At 68.0% G+C, this 21,761-nt stretch carries 26 protein-coding genes; 17 read left to right on the plus strand and 9 right to left on the minus strand.

All coding sequences use genetic code 11. The features are described from left to right. Positions 1-15 precede the first annotated feature (15 nt). Together KXD98_RS25030 and KXD98_RS25035 are read left to right on the plus strand one after the other, a co-directional pair. A complete protein-coding gene (locus KXD98_RS25030; protein WP_260760987.1) occupies positions 16-1,278 on the plus strand; it encodes an LCP family protein in 1,263 nt (420 codons plus the stop codon). 137 nt (positions 1,279-1,415) lie between these two features. Then, positions 1,416-1,973, plus strand: a complete 558-nt coding sequence (locus KXD98_RS25035) for a ferritin (protein WP_260760988.1) — start codon at positions 1,416-1,418, stop codon at positions 1,971-1,973. 26 nt (positions 1,974-1,999) lie between these two features. Here the strand turns inward: KXD98_RS25035 and KXD98_RS25040 are convergent, their stop codons facing one another. Genes KXD98_RS25040 through KXD98_RS25050 form a run of 3 tightly spaced genes read right to left on the minus strand, consistent with a single transcriptional unit; the run spans position 2,000 to position 4,261 of the window. Beyond that, positions 2,000-2,821: a glycerophosphodiester phosphodiesterase gene (locus tag KXD98_RS25040; RefSeq protein ID WP_260760989.1), complete on the minus strand. Its 822-nt coding sequence runs from the start codon at positions 2,819-2,821 to the stop codon at positions 2,000-2,002. A gap of 4 nt (positions 2,822-2,825) precedes the next feature. Beyond that, entirely contained in the window at positions 2,826-3,872 is a 1,047-nt protein-coding gene (locus KXD98_RS25045; RefSeq protein ID WP_260760990.1) for a DUF4328 domain-containing protein, read from the minus strand. 38 nt (positions 3,873-3,910) lie between these two features. Then, positions 3,911-4,261, minus strand: a complete 351-nt coding sequence (locus tag KXD98_RS25050) for a rhodanese-like domain-containing protein (RefSeq protein WP_260760991.1) — start codon at positions 4,259-4,261, stop codon at positions 3,911-3,913. A gap of 389 nt (positions 4,262-4,650) precedes the next feature. Between KXD98_RS25050 and KXD98_RS25055 the strand changes: the two genes are divergently transcribed. Beyond that, positions 4,651-4,806 carry a hypothetical protein gene (locus KXD98_RS25055; protein ID WP_260765508.1) on the plus strand — a complete coding sequence of 52 codons (156 nt, stop codon included), beginning with the start codon at positions 4,651-4,653 and terminating at the stop codon, positions 4,804-4,806. A gap of 9 nt (positions 4,807-4,815) precedes the next feature. On the opposite strand, the gene KXD98_RS25060 is transcribed toward KXD98_RS25055, so the two are convergent. Beyond that, a complete protein-coding gene (locus tag KXD98_RS25060; protein WP_313901256.1) occupies positions 4,816-5,181 on the minus strand; it encodes a S26 family signal peptidase in 366 nt (121 codons plus the stop codon). Between the two features lie 22 nt (positions 5,182-5,203). Between KXD98_RS25060 and sodN the strand changes: the two genes are divergently transcribed. From sodN to KXD98_RS25080, 4 genes are all read left to right on the plus strand, one after another. Further along, positions 5,204-5,626: a superoxide dismutase, Ni gene (sodN, locus tag KXD98_RS25065; RefSeq protein ID WP_260760992.1), complete on the plus strand. Its 423-nt coding sequence runs from the start codon at positions 5,204-5,206 to the stop codon at positions 5,624-5,626. 166 nt (positions 5,627-5,792) lie between these two features. Beyond that, on the plus strand, positions 5,793-6,326 hold the full coding sequence (locus KXD98_RS25070) for a peptidase (RefSeq protein WP_260760993.1): 534 nt from the start codon (positions 5,793-5,795) through the stop codon (positions 6,324-6,326). Between the two features lie 250 nt (positions 6,327-6,576). Further along, a complete protein-coding gene (locus KXD98_RS25075) occupies positions 6,577-7,290 on the plus strand; it encodes a TMEM165/GDT1 family protein (RefSeq protein ID WP_260760994.1) in 714 nt (237 codons plus the stop codon). A 420-nt stretch (positions 7,291-7,710) separates the two neighbouring features. Then, positions 7,711-8,106 (plus strand): transcriptional regulator, encoded by a 396-nt coding sequence (locus KXD98_RS25080; protein WP_260760995.1) that lies wholly within the window; start codon positions 7,711-7,713, stop codon positions 8,104-8,106. Positions 8,107-8,112: 6 nt separating this feature from the next. Here the strand turns inward: KXD98_RS25080 and KXD98_RS25085 are convergent, their stop codons facing one another. Genes KXD98_RS25085 through KXD98_RS25095 form a run of 3 tightly spaced genes read right to left on the minus strand, consistent with a single transcriptional unit; the run spans position 8,113 to position 10,643 of the window. Continuing rightward, positions 8,113-9,279 (minus strand): hypothetical protein, encoded by a 1,167-nt coding sequence (locus KXD98_RS25085; RefSeq protein WP_260760996.1) that lies wholly within the window; start codon positions 9,277-9,279, stop codon positions 8,113-8,115. After that, positions 9,276-9,767: an ImmA/IrrE family metallo-endopeptidase gene (locus tag KXD98_RS25090; protein WP_260760997.1), complete on the minus strand. Its 492-nt coding sequence runs from the start codon at positions 9,765-9,767 to the stop codon at positions 9,276-9,278. The genes KXD98_RS25085 and KXD98_RS25090 overlap by 4 nt, the downstream gene beginning before the upstream one ends. Positions 9,768-9,827: 60 nt before the next feature. Continuing rightward, positions 9,828-10,643: a hypothetical protein gene (locus KXD98_RS25095; protein WP_260760998.1), complete on the minus strand. Its 816-nt coding sequence runs from the start codon at positions 10,641-10,643 to the stop codon at positions 9,828-9,830. A 202-nt stretch (positions 10,644-10,845) separates the two neighbouring features. Between KXD98_RS25095 and KXD98_RS25100 the strand changes: the two genes are divergently transcribed. From KXD98_RS25100 to rraA, 5 genes are all read left to right on the plus strand, one after another. Further along, positions 10,846-11,502, plus strand: coding sequence for a DUF6474 family protein (locus KXD98_RS25100; protein WP_260760999.1), 657 nt, complete (start codon positions 10,846-10,848; stop codon positions 11,500-11,502). 2 nt (positions 11,503-11,504) lie between these two features. Continuing rightward, complete coding sequence (locus KXD98_RS25105; RefSeq protein WP_260761000.1) at positions 11,505-12,044, plus strand: copper resistance CopC family protein; 540 nt, start codon at positions 11,505-11,507, stop codon at positions 12,042-12,044. Continuing rightward, positions 12,041-12,964, plus strand: a complete 924-nt coding sequence (locus KXD98_RS25110; RefSeq protein ID WP_260761001.1) for a CopD family protein — start codon at positions 12,041-12,043, stop codon at positions 12,962-12,964. The genes KXD98_RS25105 and KXD98_RS25110 overlap by 4 nt, the downstream gene beginning before the upstream one ends. 76 nt (positions 12,965-13,040) lie before the next feature. Further along, positions 13,041-13,523, plus strand: a complete 483-nt coding sequence (locus KXD98_RS25115) for a hypothetical protein (protein ID WP_260761002.1) — start codon at positions 13,041-13,043, stop codon at positions 13,521-13,523. Between the two features lie 12 nt (positions 13,524-13,535). Beyond that, positions 13,536-14,015: a ribonuclease E activity regulator RraA gene (gene rraA, locus KXD98_RS25120; RefSeq protein ID WP_260761003.1), complete on the plus strand. Its 480-nt coding sequence runs from the start codon at positions 13,536-13,538 to the stop codon at positions 14,013-14,015. Here rraA and KXD98_RS25125 read toward each other — a convergent pair. Further along, the gene (locus tag KXD98_RS25125; RefSeq protein WP_260761004.1) at positions 14,007-15,482 is read right to left on the minus strand and encodes an NAD(P)/FAD-dependent oxidoreductase; all 1,476 of its coding nucleotides are present in this window, start codon (positions 15,480-15,482) and stop codon (positions 14,007-14,009) included. The genes rraA and KXD98_RS25125 overlap by 9 nt on opposite strands. Before the next feature lie 76 nt (positions 15,483-15,558). Between KXD98_RS25125 and KXD98_RS25130 the strand changes: the two genes are divergently transcribed. Both KXD98_RS25130 and dinB read left to right on the plus strand, forming a co-directional pair. Continuing rightward, the gene (locus KXD98_RS25130) at positions 15,559-16,200 is read left to right on the plus strand and encodes a TetR/AcrR family transcriptional regulator (RefSeq protein ID WP_260761005.1); all 642 of its coding nucleotides are present in this window, start codon (positions 15,559-15,561) and stop codon (positions 16,198-16,200) included. 24 nt (positions 16,201-16,224) lie between these two features. Beyond that, a complete protein-coding gene (gene dinB, locus KXD98_RS25135) occupies positions 16,225-17,436 on the plus strand; it encodes a DNA polymerase IV (RefSeq protein ID WP_260761006.1) in 1,212 nt (403 codons plus the stop codon). A 1-nt stretch (position 17,437) separates the two neighbouring features. Here dinB and KXD98_RS25140 read toward each other — a convergent pair whose 3' ends face one another. Beyond that, the gene (locus tag KXD98_RS25140; RefSeq protein ID WP_260761007.1) at positions 17,438-18,442 is read right to left on the minus strand and encodes a PHP domain-containing protein; all 1,005 of its coding nucleotides are present in this window, start codon (positions 18,440-18,442) and stop codon (positions 17,438-17,440) included. A 109-nt stretch (positions 18,443-18,551) separates the two neighbouring features. Between KXD98_RS25140 and KXD98_RS25145 the strand changes: the two genes are divergently transcribed. From KXD98_RS25145 to KXD98_RS25155, 3 genes are read left to right on the plus strand one after another with little or no spacing between them, the layout of a single operon-like run. Beyond that, entirely contained in the window at positions 18,552-18,923 is a 372-nt protein-coding gene (locus KXD98_RS25145; protein WP_260761008.1) for a helix-turn-helix transcriptional regulator, read from the plus strand. Continuing rightward, positions 18,920-20,566 carry a SulP family inorganic anion transporter gene (locus tag KXD98_RS25150; protein WP_396882035.1) on the plus strand — a complete coding sequence of 549 codons (1,647 nt, stop codon included), beginning with the start codon at positions 18,920-18,922 and terminating at the stop codon, positions 20,564-20,566. The genes KXD98_RS25145 and KXD98_RS25150 overlap by 4 nt, the downstream gene beginning before the upstream one ends. Before the next feature lie 22 nt (positions 20,567-20,588). Next, on the plus strand, positions 20,589-21,464 hold the full coding sequence (locus tag KXD98_RS25155) for an LLM class F420-dependent oxidoreductase (RefSeq protein ID WP_260761009.1): 876 nt from the start codon (positions 20,589-20,591) through the stop codon (positions 21,462-21,464). Positions 21,465-21,761 lie beyond the last annotated feature (297 nt).

The raw sequence follows: 21,761 nt of genomic DNA on the forward strand, positions 1-21,761 counted from the left end.
GACTAACCTCTTTCTGTGACCGGAGGAGGTGCACCGGACCGGCGCGAGCCGCCGCACGTGATCCGGCGCGACCCGAACTACCGCCCGGTGTGGCCGCCCAACCCGCCCACACCGCCACGCCGGCGCACGCCTGCCCCGCCACCACCACGCCGGTCCGCTCCCCCGCCACCACCGCCGCCGCCACCCCCACCGGTGCGGCACCGTGGGCCGAACCCGCGGCCACCGAAACCGATGCGGCCGGCGCCACCCGCACCACGGGCCCAGCCGCCGCGCCGTCCGGCGCCGCCTCCGGGCCCGCCGCCCCGGCCACCACACCGCCGCCGGCGCCGCTGGCCGCGGATCGTGCTGGCCTGCCTGCTGGTGATGATCGCCGGGACCGTGGCCACCGGCGTGTGGATCGACACCGCCTTGAACAGGGTCGTCGCACTGCCCGACTATCCGGGCCGGCCGACCGCGGGCAAGGGCACCACGTGGCTGCTGGTCGGTTCCGACAGCCGCAGCGACCTCACCGTTGAGCAACAGGCCGCGCTGGCCACCGGTGGGGACCTGGGCAACAGCCGCACCGACACCATCCTGCTCGTACACCTGCCCGGCCTGGGTTCGTCGAGCACGGCGACCGTGGTGTCGCTGCCGCGCGACTCTTACGTCGAGATCCCGGGCTACGGCAGCGACAAGATCAACGCCGCATACTCCGTCGGCCGAGCACCGTTGCTGGCCCAAACGGTCGAACAGGCCACCGGTCTGCGCATCGACCACTATGCCGAAATCGGTTTCGGCGGGTTCGCCCGCCTGGTGGACGCGGTCGGCGGGGTGACGGTCTGCCCCTCCGAACCGATCAACGACCCGCTGGCGGGTCTCGACCTGGCGGCCGGTTGCCAACGCGTCGACGGCCCCACCGCTCTGGGGTTCGTGCGTACCCGCGCCACCCCGCGCGCCGATCTCGATCGGATGGTCAACCAACGACAGTTCATCTCCGCGCTGGTGCAGCGGGCCGCGAGCCCCGCGGTGTTTCTGAACCCGCTGCGCTGGTATCCGATGGCCCGCGGCGTCGCCGACACCCTCACTGTCGGCGCCGGTGACCACATCTGGGACCTGATCCGGTTGGGCGGGGCCCTGCGCGGGGACGTGCTGACGGTCACCGTGCCGATCGCAGAGTTCACCCACAACGGGTCCGGCGCCATCGTGGTGTGGGACAGCTCGACCGCCACGGAGCTCTTTGCGGCGCTGGCGACCGACACGCCCCTACCCCAGCACCTGCTGGACGCCGCCGATCCCTAGCGTCTAGCAAACTTTCTGAGGCCAGTCGGCAGCCGGTGTAGCGGGCATCACACCACCTCTCCAAACTAAGGCGACCCTTGGCTTATTTAGGCCGACCTTGGCTGACAATGCCCTCTGACCTGCTCTATTTTGGAGATATGACCACGACAGCTGTACTCGACGATGCACTCGACACCAAGTTCCACGGCCTGCTGCACGACCAGGTGCGCAGCGAACTCGGCGCGTCGCAGCAGTATCTGGCCATCGCCGTGCATTTCGACGCCGCCGACCTGCCTCAGCTGGCCAAGCTGTTCTACCGGCAGTCGGTCGAGGAACGTAACCACGCGATGATGCTGGTCCGCTATCTGGTCGACCGGGGTGTGCCCGTCGAGATCCCGTCGCTGGAGCCGGTGCGCAACGCCTTCGACACCCCCCGCGACGCGATCGGCGTGGCACTCGACCTCGAGCGCGCCGTCACCGACCAGTTCAGCCGGCTGGCGGCCACCGCCGGTGACGAGGGCGACTACCTCGGCGAGCAGTTCGTGCAGTGGTTCCTCAAGGAGCAGGTCGAGGAGGTGGCGTTGATGAGCACCCTGGTCCGGATCGCCGAGCGCGCCGGAGCCGACCTGTTCCATCTCGAGGACTTCGTCGCCCGCGAGGTCGGCGCATCCTCGGCCGATCCGACGGCACCGAAAGCCGCCGGCGGGTCGTTGTAGGTCCCGGTGATCGGGGCCGGTCGGGTTCAGTCCCGGCCGGCGCAGGTCAACCCGTCTTGGAGCCAGGCCTTCGTCCGCCCCGGATGGTTCGTCGCGATCCAGCCCACTCCCAGATCGCGGCAGTACTGCACATCCTCGTAGTGATCGACCGTCCAGCAATACAGCGCACGTCCCTGAGCTGCGGCGCGGTCCACCAGCTCGGGATGTTCCCGCAGCGTCGCGATCGACGGTCCCACCGCCGTGGCCCCGACGGTGGTGGCTGCGCTGCCGCCCACATAGCGTGACGTTTCACCGAGCAGAACCGTCGGCAGCATCGGCGCGGCGCGCCTGATCCGCCAGACCGCTGCGGCCGAGAACGACATCACCACTGCCCGGGACAGGTCCGCCGACAACGGCGCCGCGATGCCGTAACGCTGCAGCAGGGCCAATACTTTGGTCTCCACCAGCGCGCCATAGCGGACCGGATGCTTGGTTTCGATGAAGAGTTTGACCGGACGGTTCCAGTCGAGCACCAACTCCACCAGCTCATCAAGGGTCAACAAGCCGGTGTCACCGTGGCTGCCATCAGCGCGCCAACTCGGATGCCAGGCGCCGTAGTCGAGCTCCCGCAGCTGATCCAGCGTCATGTCGCTGACCAACCCGGTGCCGTTGGACGTGCGGTCGAGCCGGCGATCATGGACGCAGACCAGGTGCCCGTCACGGGTCAGCCGTACGTCGCACTCCACCCCGTCTGCGCCTTCTTCCAGCGCCCGCTCATAGGCCGCCCGGGTGTGTTCGGGAAGATCTGCCGAGGCGCCGCGGTGGGCCACCACGAACGGGTGGCCGCCGCCGGCCGGGGCAGAACTCATAGGCCTATGCTGCCGGGTTCCGGTCCCGCGCTTCAACCGCTCGGCCGTCGTCGGTCGTCTCAGCTGCAGGTTCTACCGACCGCTGATCGTCCGGTCGCACCGCCACAGGCACCCAGCGCTTCGACGGCCGTTCCACCGGCTGACGCTCGAAGCCCAGGAGCACCTGCAGCGCCAGCAACAGCGCCGCCAAACCGAACAGATAGGCCACGATCGAGGCCACCGTGTTATCGGCAATCCCCTGGGGGTCGGTGGTGAAACTGGTGGCGATCGAGAAGACCGACACCACAGTGCTGGCCACCCACACCAGCCACCACGCCACGATCGGACCGCGCAGCCACCTCTGGCGCGACTCGGCGTCGGCGAGTTCGATCACGTACACCGGCGCCCACGCCAGGTTCACCACCGGGATCAGGCAACCGGCACGCAGCGCCCACACCGGCCGCGGGTCCTGCTGACCAAGGTGCGCGAAGGCCGCGGCCCGCCGGGCGATCAGCCAGTTCGTCAGCACCACCGCACTGGCCACGATCATGAAGCCCGCAATGACACTGACGGCCACACCGCCCCAGGTCGCCGCTCCGGCCACCCACGGGTTGAGCAGTACCGAGCGGTTGACGATGAGCAGGATGTAGCGCACCAGGTGCACAAACGCCGCGGCGCCGAGCACCGCCATGGCGGTCACGATGGTCATCCGGACAGCAGTGGCCGACGGGCCGGTGCGCACCGGTTCCCGGCTCGCCGGCTCGTCGAAGTGCTCGACGAGGCCCCAGCGCGGGATGGCCGAATAGCGCGGCGTGGGGCCGAGGTCACGACGCCGACGGCGCGGTGGCGGCGGGGCGCCGGGGCGCACCGCCACCCAACGAAGACCGGCAGGCAACGACGGCGCGGGACGGCTGTCGGTGCGGGCACCGGCGGGCTGCGCCGGTCGTCCCCAGCCCGCGGTCGGTGCGGGACCCGAGGGCGCCAGCAGGGCGCCGCGACAGCGTGGGCACCACACCCGCTGCCGGTCGCGCACATTCCACCGCGTCCCACACTGGGAACACACTTGGATCATCGCACCAGGATAGAGCGACTGCGCCCGGCGGGGACCGGTCAGACCGAGCCCACCGCACCGCTGTCGGTGACCACCGCGCGACCGGCGCCCATCCACGCCAACATGCCGCCGGTGACGTTGACCGGCTCGAAACCGCGCTGGGCCAGGTATTGGGCCACCCGGTAGGAGCGGCCACCAACGTGGCAGACCACGAACAGCTGGGCTTCACGATCGATCTCGTCGAGGCGGGCCGGGATGTCGCCCATCGGGATGTGCCGGGCGCCCGGCACATGGCCGCGCTGCCACTCGTCGTCCTCCCGGACGTCCAGCAACACCACCGACGCGTCGAACGTCGTCGGCACCTCACCGATCTCTGCCTGCCGTACACCGGCATCGTCTGGCCCGTCCATAGGCCTCATGCTGACACGCCGACGTGACCGGGGCCACAATTCGCGGCAGCAATTGCGGCGCCGGCACCAACCTATCCACAGTTTCCACAGGTTCATCCACAGGCAATTCGGGCCGCCCACGCCCACCGAGGCCGGTCAGCCCGGCCTCAGCTCCGCACCGTTGTGGATAACGACAAACCGCGGCGCTCCGTGTTTTCACAGCTCGCCAACAGGCCGAGCGAAATTGCTCGATAGGCTAACCAAATGTGCTGTCGGGGCTGGCGGTCCTAGCCTGATTTTCCCGCAGCGAACAAATAGGGTTATGATCGGCGTCACAGGGGTCGTGTGTGACTGATCTCACTGAATCAGGAACCGGGGGAGAGAGTAAGCGTGCAGGTGAGGAGCTTTTGATGTCGTCGTCGATGGGTTCGGGGTCTGCTTTCCCCCCTTCGGAGTGGCAGTCCTCCTCGCGCGCCTACACCCGCAGCCAGTTGATGGCGTTGTTGCGTGCCGGGGTGATCGCCATCGTGCTGCTGGGCGTCCTGGCCCTGCTCGTACTGTTCTGATCCGACCGGTCACACTCCGTCGGGTCGCAAGACGCTGATGCGCCATCCGCGGACCGCCAGCACCACCCGGTAGGACTCGGCGGCCGGCACCCATCCGAAATGCCGCGAATCAGTGGCACCGAGCGCCGCCTGATTATCTGATCGCGCCTCGAACATCGACGCGGCCTCGGTCACCCGAACCGCGCCGACCCGCTTCACCAGATACATCGCACGTCCCCGCGGGTCGCGGAAAACCCGCACCTGACCGGGCCTGACGTCACCAGAGCGCACAGCCAGCAATCCGTCCCCGGGTCGCAGCGCCGGCCCCATGGAGTCCTCGACGACGACGAATCTGCGCAGCGGCCATCGCGATCGGAGCCCATGGTGCCACCGCATCGGCTAAGGGTAAGTTAGGGACATGCTGCATCGACTGTTCAACAACGCGACCCCCGCCCACGCCCACTGCGACTTGTTCTGCGGTGTCTACGATCCCGCGCAGGCCAAGATCGAAGCGCTGTCCTGCCTGAAAACCATCAAGAAGTACCACGAGTCCGACGACGAGCATTTCAAGACCCGCGCCATCATCATCAAGGAGCGTCAGGCCGGAGAGGTCAAGCACCACCTGACCGTGCTGTGGGCCGACTTCTTCACCCCGGAGCACTTCGAGCAGTTCCCCAACTTGCACCAGCTGTTCTGGGAAGGCGTCAAGGGCGCCGGCGACATCAAGAAGTCGCTCGACCCCGCCGTCGCCGAGAATGTCATCAAGATCATCGATCAGATCGCCGATATCTTCTGGCAGACCGACAAGGGCAAGCAGATGGGCGTCTACCCGCCTGCCTGAGGTCCTCCCACCCGTCCCAAACCCGGCTCGGTCTCACGACCGAGCCGGGTTTTTGTTGCGTTAGCACTCAACTCCACTTGCGTGCCAGCGGGGACCTACCGCATCCTGAGCGCATCGACCCATAGTCGTGTCGGGCATGAGCGCCACATGATCCCGGGAGGCGAGAGTGGATTTCGAGTCCAGTCGGGCGATCGGTATCGCCCCATTCCATTCGCGAGGATCCCTCAAGGGATTCGTGCTCTCCGGACGCTGGCCGGATTCCACCAAGGAGTGGGCACAGCTGCTCATGGTCGCGGTGCGCGTCGCATCACTGCCCGGGCTGCTCTCCACCACAACGATTTTCGGTGCACGCGAAGAACTCCCGGACGACCCCGAGCCGGGTACCGTCGGACTGGTGCTCGCCGAAGGACCGGTGGTCGGTGAATCCGCGGTGCCGCCTGGCCATTTCGCCGAGTGCCAACCGCCGGCGCTGTTGATGCTGCACCCGCCGTCGGAGACGACACCGTCGCTTCCCGAATGCACTGGTGCGGCGTCGGGCTGTGTACTGCTGCCGGGATTGCCCCACCTTGGACTGGAACACCGTGCGGCGTGGGTGGAGGCCGAGGCCGACGGCACCGTGACCTCGATGGTCAGCCGGGTCGGCGTCGACCCGATCAGCCACCCCGACACCGCCATACTGGCGATGCTGCTTGCTGCATAAGGCCTTTCGAACCACGTGATCCGGGCGCCCGAATCGTTTATTCGGGCACCCGAAATCACCTCGCCCACTGGCAATCTCACGCCGGATTGGTTAGCCTCGGCTACGTAAGCGAAGGGGAGTAGCCCCCAATCGTCGAGTCGACATACTGGCGTGAGCCCGGCCGGCGAACCACCCCCGGTGGTGGGCGAGACCTTCGACCGACGCCTGGCGGGCCTGAGGCCCGGTAGGCGGACTGTCGAAAGGTCGTGCCGTGCTCTCTGCCATTCTGGTCAGCCTCGCCGTCGTCTTCGTCGCCGAACTCGGCGACAAATCTCAGCTGATCACCATGACGTACTCGCTGCGCCATCGGTGGTGGGTGGTGCTCTCCGGTGTCGGCATCGCGGCGATGCTCGTCCACGGGCTGTCGGTGGCCATCGGGCACTTCCTGGGGATGGCACTACCCCAGCAGCCCATCGCGTTCGCCGCCGCCATCGCGTTCCTGCTCTTCGCAGTGTGGACGTGGCGGGAAGGGCGCAACGACGACCCCGAGGATGAGCCCCGCATCGCCGAACCACGCTTTGTCATCTTCGCGATCGTCTCGTCCTTCGTCCTGGCCGAGCTCGGCGACAAGACGATGCTTGCCACCGTCGCGCTGGCCAGTGACCGCCATTGGCTGGGGGTTTGGATCGGTGCCACGATCGGGATGGTCCTCGCCGACGGCGTCGCGATCGCGGCGGGCGTGCTGCTGCACAAACGTCTGCCTGAGCGGTTCCTGCATGCACTGGCCAGCGTGCTGTTCCTGCTGTTCGGGTTATTCCTGCTCTTCGACGGTGCGCTGGGATTGCCGTGGGTCGCGGTCGCCGTCACCGGTGGCACCGCACTGGCCGCTGTCGTCGTCGCGGTCGTGGCCTGGCGGAGGGGTCGGCATAATGCCACACCGATCGGTGAGAGTTCGGACACCCGCCGGTCCGCCACTGGCTACTGACAGTTTCACCGCCTGCGCACGGCCTACGCAGACCGGGAGTTTGCCGCGCGACATCGCTCAAAGCCTGCTCAACGGCCCCTTCGGGACAAGACCGGATCGGCCTCTCAGCAAATTATCAGGCGGGCACTTTGGTCGTTACCCGGGATTGCCGGACGGATCGGCCACGCCCGCTCGGCCGGACTGCGACCAACTAGCGCGACCATGTAACCTACGGAACCGTTAGAATTTGCCTACCTGCACCTCGCATCGAGGATGTGCGGTGTGGTCACCGACGTCGTTAACCCAGCAGCGGCGTCGCCCAGCGTAGACCGGAGGAACATTTCCATGGTTTGCACTTGGTTGTCGACCTAACTGTCGCTACGATAATCAGCAAATATGCCGCCTTTAGTACCCGCTCGCTTTCACGTGGAGGTCAATCCCATGAGCAACACGTTTGCCGCTCGCCTGAACCGCTTGTTCGACACCGTCTACCCGCCCGGACGTGGCCCGCACACGTCTGCCGAAGTGATCGCAGCGTTGAAGTCGGAGGGCGTCACGATGTCCGCGCCGTACCTGTCGCAGCTGCGTTCCGGCAACCGGACCAACCCGTCGATGGCGACGATGGCCGCGCTTGCCAACTTCTTCCGCATCAAACCGGCGTACTTCACCGACGACGAGTACTACGAGAAGCTCGACAAGGAGCTGACGCTGCTGGCGGGGATGCGTGACGAGGGCGTGCGCCGCATTGCCGCACGTACCGTCGGTCTGTCCCAGGAAGCCAAGCAGGACATCGTGGAGAAGGTCGACGAGCTGCGTCGGCGCGAGAATCTCGATTAGCTCGGTTCACCCGCGCTGCGGCATCGGCGAACGCGACGCCGTCGCACCACCCGATCGGGCTTTGCGTTTGTCGAGTTCGCGGTACTGACGGGCGATCTCCAGGATCCACTCGCGGTCGGAGTAGCTGGGCGGTTGGCGCAGCCAGGTCAGGCCGGGGAACGTGCGATGACGCTGTTCGTCGTCCCCGTCGCGCCCCTGGTGTATCCACCCGGCGATGGCGGCGGCCTGCACCGGGGGCGGCACGTCTGGGTGTTCTGCACGCTGGGCGGTCGGTGGCTGGTGCACCGGCTCGTCGGCCGATTCGTCGTCTGCCAGGTGCTTCGCTGAGGCGGCGGCGGTGGCCTCCAGATACAGCGCATCGGAGATCAGCGACATGCGCTCGGCCACCCGGAACACCAGCGGTCCGCGCGGGCGCACCCCGATGCCGACGTCGGGGTGTCGGCGGCCCAGCTCGTCGAGCAGCGGCTGGATCGCGCGCAGTTCCCGCCGCGCGCCGAACCAGTCCTCCAGGCTGGGCAGCAGCGAGCCAGCGGCCACGATCAGCATCGCGATGCCCAGCATGGTGGCGCCGGTGCCCACAGCGCGCAGCGCGAGAAACGCAAGTGCCAGGACGATCAGCACGATGCCGATGGTGAAGACGAACAGGGCCCGGCCGCGCCGCGTCCGATTGGAGTGCCGCAGACCCGCCCATACCACCAGGCTCAACGCCAGCAGGACGTAGAGCAGCGGCAACAACCAGGACAACGAGATGGCGTCAGAACCGAAGTTCTGCTGCAAGTACTCCTGGGGCGACATCACGGCCTGCCGACCGGCGGACAGGAACACCGCCAGGCTCGCCACCGCGATCACCGCCGCGACGCTGTACTGGACGATCGCGATCTTGCGGGCCGCAGCCGGGCTGCGCACCGACGAGACGGTGGTGATCATGACGCAGCTGCCGGCCGCGCAGCCGATCAGCGCCACCTGGCTGAGCGCCATCGAAATGTTCGGCCAGCCCAGGGTGGTGTCGATGAGCAGCGTCAACGGCTGCCAGTTCAGCGCGGCGACGACCCCCAGGCTGCCCAACGCCAGGATCATCGCGGTGCTCACCACCGATTGCTTGTTGACCAGTGCCCACCCGATGCGCAGGCCGGTGGCCAGCCCGAGCAGCCCGGCAATGACCCAGACGATCAACCAAACGCCTCTCCCAGCCGCACCTGCACGATCGAGGATCGATCGGAGGGCAACCGTCCCAGCCGGTAGATGAGCAGTGCCGCGAAGTCCTCGGCCTCCTGCTCGAGGTCCTCGCCGCTCGGGCCCATGCATCCGGTGCGCTGGTTGAGCATGTAGCCGATCAGTTCGGAGGTGGCCACCTCGGTGTTCTCCCGCGCGGCCTGTGCCACCGATATGCCTTCATGGCCCAGCACCAGGTGGCCAAGTTCGTGAGCCAGCGTGCGGTCCCAGGCCGGAAGCCCCTCCTGGATGAGGAAGACATCACGGTCGCAGTACTGGCGCCATTGCCCGCACACCCCGGGCGGAAGTTCGGCAGTGGTGATCTCGATGGGCCGCCCGCGATTCTCGCTGACCGCCTCGACCAGGCGCGGCAGGGTGATCTCTCCGTGCCGCGGGGCCAGGTCGAGCACCTCACTCACCGCGCGGGTCACGCACCGGCTCGCAGGCATCAAACCCCCTTCCTCGGATCCCACTATCCGCCGCCCGGATGCCCCGGACCGGCGGTTTGGTCAGTTCATGAATCGCGTCACGCTCCGGACGGCAATCGTGCGGCCCGCCTTGGCCTGGCGGTATCCAACCAGACCGCCCGCGCCGGTGAGCACCAGTATCCCGGCCACTCCGGGTAGGGCAACTGCTGCGATCTGCGGCAGACCCGCCCCACGCAGGTACTCCGGGTATCCGACGCGGTAGGTCGGCGGCGGTGAAACCGGGCTGCTGCCCAGTGCCGTGACCGGCTCCGGGGCACGGGCAGGTTCCCGGGTGGCGGGCCGGGCAGGCGGTGTCTGCGGGCGAGCTGCGCCACCGGCGGTTCCGGCCGGCCGCGGCGCGGCGACGCCCGGCACGACGGGCAGGACCGGGACGTTGACCGGGGCGCTGACGTGGGAGTTCATCGGGAGGCTGATGCCCGGGACGGTGTCGATGATCTCAGGGCTGACCGGTTCGGCCAGTGGCGGCGGGAACTGCGGCGCACCCGGGAACGGCAGGCGCGGCAACCCGCCGGGCAGCCCGATACCGTCGCTGCTGCCCGACGGCGCTTCGGGAACATCTGCGTCGTCGGGCGGGATCCCGAGCCCGCATTCCTGGTCGCGGCGTTTGCAGCGGGGCCGACGAGGCTCCTCGGGTTTCGCGTCCGCAGCCCGCGCGGCAGTTCGGCGGTCGGCAGTGGCGTCCCTGCCGTCCCTGGTATCCCTGATATCCCCGGTATCGCGGGTACTGCCCCGGTCCGAGACCGCACCGGGGTCGGCGCCGGCCGTGCCGCAGGCCAGACCCCCCAGCGTGCACACTGCGAGTAGGGCCACCGCGGCGATGCGCGCTCGGAAAGCCACGTCCTCACCGCCCTTCCGGAGGTACGGCTCTACACAAGCGGTCTATCGACCGATTCTCGCACAGGCCATTTTGCTGAGGAAGGTCAATCAGAAGCCGGGTACGGGCGAGCGCGTCCGGCCCTCGGGACGAACGATAATGTTGGCTGCGTCCCCCCGGATCGGCGGCGGGGACGGTGAAACGACCGACCGGAAGGCTGCTGGGATGAGTCTGTTCAAACGACGCAAGTCCCGCGCTACCCGCAAGGCGGAGGCACGCGCCCTCAAAGCGAAGGCGAAGCTCGAAGCCCGCTTGTCGGCCAAGAACGAGGCTCGCCGGTACAAGGCCGAGCAGAAGGCCCAGTCGCGGGCGCTGGCCGCACAGCTCAAGGCTCAGCGTGACAGCGACCGCGCCGCGTTGCGGGTAGCGCAGACCCAGCTCAAGGCCGCCCAGGAAGGAAAGCTGCTCTCACCGACCCGGATTCGTCGCGTGCTGACGGTGAGCCGCCTGCTGGCACCCATAGCGGTGCCACTCGTGTACCGGGCGTCGATCGCGGCGCGGGGACTGCTCGACGAGCGCCGGGCGGACAAACTGGGTGTCCCGTTGAGCCAGTTGGGGCAGTTCTCCGGTCACGGCGCCGGCCTGTCCGCGCGCATTGCCGGCGCCGAGCACTCGCTGCGGTTGCTGTCGGACAAGAAGCCCAAGGACAGCGAGACACGTCAGTTCGTCACCGCGATCAACGAACGGCTCGGCGAGCTGGCCGCAGCGGTCACCGCCGCGGAGAACATGCCCTCGGCACGCCGTCGGGCCGCCCACGCCGCCATCTCCGAGCAGCTCGACGGAATCGACGCCGACCTGATGGCTCGGCTCGGGGTGGCCTGATCATGACCGTTCTGCGGGTGATGGCGACCGCGCTACTGGCGGCCTCTGTGCTGGTGGGCGCCGGTGCTCAGGCTCCGGCTGCGCGGGCGCATGCCACGCTGATCAGTACCGATCCTGTCGCCGACAGTGAATTGGCCGCCCCGCCGGCGCGGGTGGCCGCGACGTTCAACGAAACCATGCAACCGCAGTTCGCGGCGATGACCGTGATCGGACCCGACAGCGTTCAGTGGGAGGACGGGCAACCCCAGGTCGACGACGCGGTGATCAGCATCGGCGTCCGGGCGGGCGCGCCGGCGGGTGACTACACGGTCAACTACCGCGCCACCTCTGCCGACGGCCACGTGGTCACCGGCTCGTGGTCGTTCCGGGCGCTGGCCGGGGCCCCACCCGCGCAGGGTGAGCCGGTAGCGTCGCCGCCGCTGCCCGATGCACCGCCGGTCGAGGACGAATCCGGTGGCGGAATTCCCGGCTGGCCATTCCTGCTGGCTGCGGCGGTGGTGATCACACTCGGCGCTGCGTGGGCGGTGCGGCGCCAGCGGTGACGCGGCGCCGAACGCTGGCCGGCGCGCTGCTGATCACCGCGGTCTCCGGTGTGCTGGTCTGGGCCCTTGGTCATCCCGATGTGTCGCTGGGCACGACGGCAGTACGCGCGGTGGCTGTCGTCGCGGCAGTGGTAACCCTGGGGTTGTCCGTCGTGCCGCTGCTCGACACCGGTCGGCACCGCCGGGAGCTGCACGCGAGTGCCGGTGCGCCGATGATCGTCGGCTCGGCGGTGTGGCTGGTCGCCGAGTTGGCGCGGGCAATGTTCAACAGCGCATCCGCGGCCGGCACCACGGTGTGGTCGGTCGGGTGGCGCACCAGCTACGACTACCTGGTGCTGACCGCCCCGGGACGTGCCGCGCTGCTCACCATGGCCTGCGCGGGGCTGGTCCTCGGGCTTGCGGTGCTGGGCGCGCACACAGCACCTGCCGGTGTCGCGACCGTCGGGGCGGCCGCCGCCGGGATCGTCGGGCACTCGCTGACCGGACATCTGGCGCACCATCCGGTGGGCAGCGTCGCGGTCGCTGCGCATGCCCTGGCAGCGGCTTTGTGGTGCGGCGCGTTGGCCGCCCTGGTTCTGACGGTCGAGCATCGTGGTCGGTGGTCGCGGGTACTGCCGCGCTTTTCCCAGATGTCGCTGTGGTGCGTGATCGTCTTGCTGGCCGGTGGCATCCTGGCCGGGTCGGCCCAATTATCCTCTGCCGGTGAGCTTTTCAGCACCGGGTACGGTCGAATACTGGTGGCCAAGTCACTGTGCACCGCGCTGTTGCTGGCGTTGGCCTGGCGGCATCGCACCGTCTGGGTGCCTGCTGCCCGTGGCCACCGCAGCACCGCGGAGCTGTCACTGCGCCGAGCCCACCTGGAACTTGCGGTGATGTGCGTGGCGCTGACGGCGGCAGCAGCGCTGGCAGTCACGGGTTGAGTTGGTGAAGGCGCCGACACGGCGCCTGGCATGATGGGCACCACTGCCGGGTGCAGAAACTCAAAGGAGCAACGACATGGCAGAGCAGCCGGATCGGCCCGAGGAACGGCCCGACGCCGCGACCCCGCAGCCCGATCCGCCGGCTGCGCCGGTGCAGAAGACGCCGGCCAAGAAGGCACCGGCGAAAAAGACCCCGGCCAAAAAGACCCCGGTCAAGAAGACCGCCGCCAAGAAGGCGCCGGCGAAGAAGACCGCGGCCACCAAGTCCTCGGCCAAGAGCGCACCGGCCAAGAAAGCGCCCCCGAAGAAAGCGCCGCCCGCCGAGCACGGCGCCCCGCTCGTCGCCGAAGATGCAGTCGCCTCGGCTGCCAAAGAGGCTGCTGCACAGGCCAAGTCGACCGTCGCCACGGCAAGCGACCCGATCTCGGCCCCGGTGGCCGTACCCGACGACTCGTCGTCATCGCGTCTGCCGGTGACCGCAGCCGTGGTGACCGGGTTGCTGGCTCTGGTGGTGATCCTGTGGGCCGCCCGCCGCGCAGGTAGCCACTCCGAAGACTGAGATGATGACCCGGTGACCGTGCCTCCACGCCCCACCGCTGACCTCGTCGACGACATCGGCCCGGACGTCCGCAGCTGCGACCTGCAGTTACGTCAGTACGGTGGACGCACCGAGTTCGCCGGACCCGTGACAACGGTGCGATGCTTCCAGGACAACGCGCTGCTGAAGTCGGTGCTGTCCGAACCCGGAGAGGGAGGCGTGCTGGTGATCGACGGCGCAGGCTCGCTGCGCACCGCGCTCGTCGGTGACGTGATCGCCGAGCTGGGCCGCTCCAACGGCTGGTCGGGTCTGATCATCAACGGCGCGGTGCGCGACGTCGCGACGTTGCGCACGCTCGACATCGGCATCAAGGCCCTGGGCAGCAATCCCCGCAAGAGCACCAAGACCGGCGAGGGCGAGCGCAACGTCGCCGTCGAGTTCGGCGGCGTGGTGTTCGCTCCCGGTGACGTCGCCTACAGCGACGACGACGGGATCGTGCTCATCTCAGGCTGACGTCGCCACCGGGGCACGGTGCCTGGTGAACTGCAGCGCTTTGTCTTCGACCTTGCCTCGGCGGATCAGCTGGATGTCCAGCAGGTAGTTCTGCTTGAGTCGCCACGGCGCCTTGGAACCCGACTTGGGCAGCCGGTCGATGGCCCGCTGGATGTAGCCCGAGCTCAGATCCACGAACGGGAGTCGCTCGACGTCGGCTGTGGGATCGCGAGGCACCACGGTGGTGTAGCCGTGGCCGTCCATGTAGCGCAGCAGCCGGGCAACGAACTCCGAGGTCAGGTCCGCCTTGAGGGTCCATGACGCGTTGGTGTAGCCGAAGGTGAACGCCATGTTGGGCACACCTGAGAGCATCATGCCCTTGTAGGCGACGCTGTCGGCCAGATTCACCGGAGCCCCGTTGCGCCGCACCTCGGCCCCGCCGAAGAACTGCACGTTCAATCCCGTTGCGGTGACGATGATGTCGGCTTCGAGAAGCTGCCCGGAGCTCAGCTGGATACCGTCGGCGGTGATGCGATCGATGGTGTCGGTGACCACGTCGGCCTTACCCTTGCGGATGGCCTTGAAGATGTCGCCGTTTGGCGCCAGGCAGACCCGCTGATCCCACGGTTTGTAGCTCGGCGAGAAGTGCCGGTCGTAGTCGAAGCCTTCGGGCAGCCGGCGTTCGGCCATGGTGCGCAGCGTCTTGCGGAAGAAATCCGGGAAGGCGCGCGCGGTCTGGTACTGCAGGGTGGCCTGCATGATGGCCTTCCAGCGCGCCGCGGCGTAGGCGGCCTTCTCCGGAAGCACCTTGAACATCCTCGCCGCGAAAGGGTCCTTGTCCGGCAGCGAGCCGACGTAGGTGGGCGTGCGCTGCAGCATCGTGACGTGGCCCGCGCCCGTGTCGACCATGGCGGGGATCAGCGTGATCGCGGTGGCGCCGCTGCCGATCACCACGACCTTCTTGCCCTGGTAGTCGAGGTCCTCGGGCCAGTGCTGCGGGTGCACCACGGTGCCGGCGAAGTCCTCGATGCCGGGGAACTCGGGCGAGTAACCCTCGTCGTAGTTGTAGTAGCCGCTGCAGGCCCACAGGAAGGCGGCGTGGATCTCGATCTGTTCGCCACCGTGATCCACGGTCAGCTCCCAGCGCTGGTGCTCATCGGACCAGTTGGCCGACTGCACTTTGTGGCCGAAGCGCATGTGCTTGTCGATGCCGTTCTCGGCGGCGGCCTCGTTGAGGTAGTTCCAGATCGACGGCCCGTCGGCGATGGCCTGGTCGGTGGCCCAGGGCTTGAAGTGGAAACCCAGGGTGTACATGTCGGAATCGGAACGGATGCCCGGGTACCTGAACAGGTCCCAGGTGCCGCCGAGTTGCTCCCGGCGCTCCAGGATCAGGTAGCTCTTCTCCGGGCAGGCTTGCTGTAGGTGCCAGGCGGCGCTGATGCCGGAGATCCCGGCCCCGACGATGGCGACGTCGACAAATTCGGTCATGACGTCAAGCTATCAACGCTGTGTCGATCCAGTCAACACCCTGTTGATATTCTCGACACCGTGTAAAGTCTCTGTGGTGACTGCCGCTAGCCAGGCCCGCCCCGCCCGGGGCCGACGCGCCGCCCGCCCCTCCGGCGACGATCGTGAACTGGCGATCCTGGAGACCGCCGAGCGCCTCCTCGAACAACGTTCCCTGGCTGAGATCTCGGTCGACGACTTGGCCAAGGGCGCCGGGATCTCACGGCCGACGTTTTACTTCTATTTCGCCTCCAAAGATGCCGTGCTGCTGACCCTGCTGGAGCGGGTGATCGCCGAGGCCGACACCGCACTGGAGGAACTGATCGCCAACCGGCCCGCCGATCGCCGCGCGATCTGGCGGCGCGGCATCGACGTGTTCGTCCAGGCCTTCGGCGCCCACCGCGCTGTCTGTGCGGCCACCGTCGGTGTCAAGAACACCAACTCCGAGGCTCGCGAGCTGTGGTCTCGGTCGATGCAGCGGTGGATCGACCACATCGCCGCGGTCATCGAGGCCGAGCGAGCCGACGGTCTGGCCCCGGTGACGGTGCCCGCCATCGAGTTGTCCACAGCGCTGAACCTGATGAACGAGTCGGTGATGACCGCCGCATTCGCGGGCCATCAACCCTCGATCCCCGATCACCGGGTGCTCGACAATCTCGTCCACGTCTGGACGACCAGCATTTACGGCCAGAGCACCTGATCTGTCGGGCGCCGATGCGAACATGTGTTCGTGTCCGATGCTGATCTGGCCGCCATCCTGCACGCCGACCTCGACTCGTTCTACGCCTCGGTCGAGCAGCGCGACGACCCCTCGTTGCGTGGGCGGCCGGTGATCGTCGGCGGCGGCGTGGTGCTCGCCGCCAGCTACGAGGCCAAGTCCTTCGGCGTGCGCACGGGAATGGGCGGCCGCCAGGCTCGTGCGCTGTGTCCGCAGGCGGTGGTGGTGCCGCCGCGGATGAGGGCGTACTCCCAGGCCAGCGCGGCGGTGTTCGAGGTCTTCCGCGACACCACCCCGCTGGTGGAGCCGCTGTCGGTGGACGAGGCTTTTCTCGACGTCGCGGGGTTGCGTCGGATATCCGGAACCCCGGTGCAGATCGGCGCGAGGTTGCGCGAGCAGGTGCGCAAGCGGGTGGGGCTGCCGATCACGGTCGGCATCGCGCGGACCAAGTTCCTCGCCAAGGTCGCCAGCCAGCAGGCCAAGCCGGACGGTCTCCTGCTGGTGCCGCCGGACCGCGAGCTCGCGTTCCTGCACCCGCTGCCGGTACGTGCGCTGTGGGGTGTGGGCGCCAAGACCGCCGAGAGGCTGCGGGCACACGGGATCGAGACCGTGGCCGATGTCGCCGAACTCAGTGACGCCACGCTGGCGTCCCTGGTCGGCGGGGCGATGGGCCGTCAGTTGTTTGCGTTGTCACGCAACATCGACCGACGCCGCGTCGTCACGGGCCGCCGGCGACGGTCGGTCGGGGCCCAGCGCGCGCTGGGTCGGGCCGGCAGCACTCTCTCGGCGGTTGAACTCGACGCGGTCGTGGTCAACCTGATCGACCGGATCACCCGCCGGATGCGCGCGGCCGGGCGGTCCGGACGCACGGTGGTGCTTCGGCTGCGCTTTGACGATTTCGGTCGCGCGACCCGCTCGCACACCATGCCGCAGGCCACCGCGTCGACCGATGCGATCCTCGGCGCGGCCCGGCAGTTGGTGCACGCCGCCGCACCGCTGATGGCCCAGCGCGGCCTGACGCTGATCGGCTTCGCGGTCTGCAACATCGCCGGCGACGGCGCCCGCCAACTCGAGCTTCCGTTCACCGCAGCTGCCGATGCCGGCGAAGTCGACGCAGCCGTCGACGCGATCCGGACCCGCTACGGCAATGCCGCGCTGACCCGCGCGGTGCTGGTCGGCCGCGACCCCGGATTGGAGATGCCGCAACTGCCGGATTGAGTCATGAAGAGGTCCATGCCAGCAGCTTCTCGACGGGCCAGGTGTTGACGATCCGCTCGGCAGGCACCCCGTTGTCCACGGCGCGCTGTGCGCCGTAACCGAGGAAATCCAGCTGACCGGGCGCATGGGAATCGGTGTCGATGGCGAAGACGCACCCGATGTCCAACGCGAGGTTCAACAGCCGGGTGGGCGGGTCGCGACGCTCCGGGCGGGAGTTGATCTCGACAGCGGTGCCGTTGTCCCGGCACGCCGTGAACACCTTCTCGGCATCGAACTGGGATTCCGGACGCATCCCGCGCCCGCCGGTGACCAGCCGGCCCGTGCAGTGGCCCAATACGTCGGTGTGCGGATTGGCCACTGCCTTGAGCATCCGTCGGGTCATCGCCGATGTCTCCATCGCCAGTTTGGAATGCACGCTGGCCACCACCACGTCCAGGCGCTCGAGCAGGTCCGGCTCCTGGTCCAGTGAGCCGTCTTCGAGGATGTCGACCTCGATGCCGGTCAGGATCCGCAGCGGGGTGACCTTCTCGCGGATCTCGTCGATGAGGTCGAGTTGCCGGCGCAGGCGCTCGGCAGACAGGCCGTTGGCGATCTTGAGCCGCGGCGAATGGTCGGTCAGCGCGCAGTACTCGTGTCCGAGGTCGCGGGCGGCCGCCATCATCTCCTCGATCGGCGCCGATCCGTCGGACCAGTCGGAGTGGACGTGCAGATCGCCGCGCAGTGCCGCCCGGATCTCGCCGCCACCGAGGTCCTGCGCGCCCTCGCGGAGCTCGACCAGCGCGTCGGGCTCCCGGCCGGCCCATGCCTGCGCGATCACCGCGGCGGTCTTGGGCCCGATCCTGGGCAGTGTCTGCCAAGTGTTGGCCGTGCCGTGGCGTTGGCGTTGCTCCTCGCTCAGGGCTGCGACGACGTCGGCGGCGTTGCGATAGGCCATCACCCGCCGCGGATCCTCACGGGCGCGGTCCTTGTAGTAAGCGATCTGGCGCAGTGCGGTGACCGGGTCCATATCCCCAGTGTGGGCGATGTCAGATCGGACACATGTCGAGTCGGCTGGATGCCCATCCGCCTACAGTGAATTGATCAATCATTCAATTCATCATTCTTAGAGGTGCTTCGTGCGCGACCAGATTCCCTCCGACCGGCCGCTCTACGAGATCAAGGCCAATCTGTTCAAGGCCCTCGCCCACCCCGCCCGTATTCGGGTCCTGGAAGTCCTCGCCACGGCCGCCCAACCGACGCCGGTCAGCGAGATCCTGGCCCGCACCGACATCGAGGCCACGCTGCTCTCCCAGCATCTCGCGGTGCTCAAGCGCCACGGCGTGGTCACCGGCCGGCGCACCGGCAACACCGTTCACTACACGCTGGCCCACCCCAAGATCGCCGAGCTGCTCGTCATCGCCCGCACGTTCCTCGCCGACACCCTTGCCGCACAGCGCGATCAGCTCGATGCGCTGGATACTCTGCCGCCCCTGACGGAGCAGCGGTGAACTCGCTGCCGCTGCATCGGATCCGCCGGCTCCTACCAGCGCGCAGCGATTGGCAACCCGCCCGTACAACCTGGCGCCGGGACATTTTGGCCGGCGTCACCGTCGGCGTGGTGGCCCTCCCGCTGGCCTTGGCCTTCGGGATCAGCTCCGGCGTCGGTGCTGCCGCCGGGCTGATCACCGCCGTGGTTGCCGGACTGGTGGCCGCCGTCTTCGGCGGCTCGTCGGTCCAGGTGTCGGGCCCCACCGGAGCGATGGCCGTCATCCTCGCGCCGATCGTCGCCAGCCACGGCCTGGGCAGCATTGCCCTGGTGACCGTGCTCGCCGGTGTCATAGTGCTGGTGGCAGGGGTCACCGGACTGGGCCGGGCGGTCACCTTCATCCCATGGCCCGTCATCGAGGGGTTCACGCTGGGCATCGCCGCGATCATCTTCCTGCAGCAGATCCCGGCGGCGTTGGCCACCACGTCCCCAGCCGGGCAGCGCACCTTGCCTGCCGCCTGGCACATCATCTCCCACGCCGACTGGTCCCAGGCCGTGAAGACCCTCGGCGTGATCGGGTTCGTCGCCGTCCTGATGATCGCACTGCCGCGGCTACACCGCGCCATCCCGGAATCCCTGGCCGCCGTCGTCGCGGCCACACTCGCGGTGACCGCTCTGGGGCTCTCCGTCGCCACCATCGGCGCGTTACCGTCGCACCTGCCGGCCCCGACGCTGCCCCAGGTCGGGTCTGGCGCGATGCGGGACCTGCTCGGCGCGGCGCTGGCCATCGCGGCGCTGGCCGCCATCGAGTCGCTGCTCTCGGCGCGGGTCGCGGCCACGATGGCACCGACCGGCCGCTACGACCCGGACCGGGAACTCGTCGGACAGGGCCTGGCCTCGATGGCCTCCGGAGTCTGTGGCGGCATGCCGGCCACCGGCGCGATCGCCCGCACCGCCGTCAACGTCCGGTCGGGTGCCCGTACCCGGCTCTCAGCAGTGGTGCACTCGCTGCTCCTGCTGGGCGTCGTTTATTTGGCCACTGGTCCGGTGTCGGCGATCCCGCTGGCGGCGCTGGCCGGCGTACTGATGGTGACCGCCTTCCGGATGATCTCGCTGACGACCATCCGCCAGATTCTCACGTCCACCCGATCCGACGCCGCGACGTTCCTGTTGACCGCCGCGGTGACCGTCTGCTTCGACCTGATCGAGGCCGTCGAGATCGGCGTGCTGGTGGCGGCATTCTTCGCGCTACGCCGGGTGGCCCGACGCAGCAGTGTGGTCCGCGAGGAACTACCCGCGCCCCATCGCCCCGGCGACGAGGCGATCGCGGTGCTGCGTCTCGACGGTGCGATGTTCTTCGGTGTTGCAGAACGGATCTCAAGCGCCATCGTCGACGGCGACCATCCGCGGACCTCGGTGGTGATCATCAGGATGTCGCAGCTGGGCATGCTGGACGCCACCGGGGCCAACACGTTGGCCCGCATCTGCACCGAACTGGAGTCACGCAACATCACGGTGATCATCAAGGGCGTGCGGCCCGAACACCGCGGCCTGCTGGCCAACGTCGGCGTGTTCGAAACGCTGCGCCATGAGAACCATCTGGTGGACACCCTCGACGAGGCGATCGAACACGCCCGCACCCACATCAGCGTTCCCGCAGACTGAACCGCGGCCTACAGTCGAGCGGATGAGATTTGCGTTCAAGACATCGCCGCAGAACACCACGTGGAGCGACATGCTCGCGGTCTGGCAGGCCGCCGACGACATCGAGGTGTTCGAGTCCGGTTGGACATTCGACCACTTCTACCCGATCTTCTCCGATCCCACCGGCCCGTGCCTGGAGGGGTGGGTGACGCTGACCGCGCTCGCACAAGCCACTCGGCGGCTGCGGGTCGGAGTTCTGGTGACCGGCATCCACTACCGACATCCTGCTGTGCTGGCCAACATGGCCTCGGCGCTCGACATCGTCTCCGACGGTCGACTGGAACTGGGCGTCGGTGCCGGCTGGAACGAAGAGGAGTCCCACGCATACGGCATCGAGCTCGGCTCGATCAAGGACCGCTTCGATCGGTTCGAAGAAGCCTGCCAGGTGCTCAAAGGCCTGCTCAGCGCCGAGACGACCACCTTCGACGGCAGGTTCTACCAGCTCAAGGATGCCCGCAACGAGCCGAAAGGACCGCAGCGGCCGCACCCGCCGATCTGCATCGGAGGTAGCGGCGAGAAGCGCACGCTGCGAATCACCGCGCAGTACGCCGACCACTGGAATTTCGTCGGCGGAACACCCGCGGAATTCGTCCGTAAACGCGAGGTGCTGGCCGGTCACTGTGCCGCCATCGGCCGCGACCCCGCCGAGATCACGGTGTCAGCTCACGTGCGGTTGAACGCTGACCATGACATTGCCCGGGTGATCGATGAGGCTGCCGCGCTCGCAGAGGGGCTCGACCTGGCGATCATCTACTTACCGCCGCCACACGACCCGTCAGTCCTGGAACCGCTGGCCGACGCCGTCAGGGATTCGGGACTACTCGATAGCAAACCCACCGGACAGATCACAGGTGGATAACAGTTGGGCAAACATGCGTTGAGCTGCCGCCCCAGCGCGATGACCGGTCGGCGACAGCGTTCGCTAGAAGCCGTATCGGAGGAGTTCGTCAGCGGTGATCAGACGTTCCGCCTTTGCCGGGAACTCCCGCCTCTTGACGGGGTGACGGAGGAATGACCAGGCAATTCGACCCATCCGAGTCCGAGCTATCGGGTTGAGATACACGGTGCTTACTCCTGCGGTGTACCAGATTGCTGAACCGTGGAGCCACTTTACCGCAGCCCCCTCACCGAAGTCATTAGACACCTGTGCGCTGGC

Origin of the sequence: Mycobacterium sp. SMC-4 (assembly GCF_025263265.1) — a bacterium.
GTDB lineage: Bacteria > Actinomycetota > Actinomycetes > Mycobacteriales > Mycobacteriaceae > Mycobacterium.